Annotated in this window: 1 protein-coding gene and 1 pseudogene; both read right to left on the bottom strand. The window is 76.0% G+C overall.

The window, feature by feature from the left end; all coding sequences use genetic code 11:
* Positions 1-300: 300 nt before the first annotated feature.
* Complete coding sequence (locus tag FV223_RS31065; protein WP_187274949.1) at positions 301-471, bottom strand: hypothetical protein; 171 nt, start codon at positions 469-471, stop codon at positions 301-303.
* A pseudogene (locus FV223_RS31360) lies at positions 468-658 on the bottom strand (hypothetical protein); the annotation flags it as partial. The gene FV223_RS31065 and the pseudogene FV223_RS31360, both read right to left, overlap by 4 nt.

The following is a 658-nucleotide window of genomic DNA, read 5'->3' as shown; positions in this document are numbered from 1 at the left end:
GGCTCGCCTCCGCCGAAGCCGCGGCAGGTCCGCGGCTTCGGCGGAGGCGAGCCCGGCCATCAGGCCGAAGGCGGGCAGCAGGGTGCGAACGAGCGCCGGAACGGATCTCGACATGGGGGTTCTCGTGTTGGGATGGGAGGTTTTGCGGAGCGGGATCCAGCGGGCCGCCCGTGCCTCCCCCTTCGGCGGGGGGAGGGCCGCGAAGCGGGCCGGGAGTGGGGAGCGCGTTGTCCGGAAAGGTCGCGCCCCTCCGCAGCGGGGGGAAGGCGCGGCTGCAGAAGACGCCCTCCGACGGGCCGGTCAGAGCGCCAGCAGCAGCAGGCCGACGATGGTGACGGCCAGGATCATGCAGATCGCGAGGTCGAGGACGCGGGCGCCGCCGCACGGGGGTCTCGGGTCGGTTCGCATCGGGTCGGTCCGCATCGGGTCGGTCCCTATGGCGGGCGGCCTTCGGGCGGCGGCGGCGATCATCGGCGCGGATCCCGGTCGGGGGTGAGGAGGAGCGCCTCCCGGACCGGGCTGCCGGCCCGGGAGGCGCCGTCGAGCACCGCAGCATCCCGGGAGGGGGATCCTGGTGCTGCGGCCTGCAGCGCCCCTGGGGTCGCGACGCGGTGGACCGTGTCCGCGGCGGCGATCCCGAGGGCGGGCAGCGCGAGGG

This window comes from Methylobacterium sp. WL116, assembly GCF_008039455.1.
Taxonomy (GTDB): domain Bacteria; phylum Pseudomonadota; class Alphaproteobacteria; order Rhizobiales; family Beijerinckiaceae; genus Methylobacterium.
Note: the sequence above shows the minus strand (reverse complement) of the source record. Positions and strands in the feature narration are given on the sequence as shown.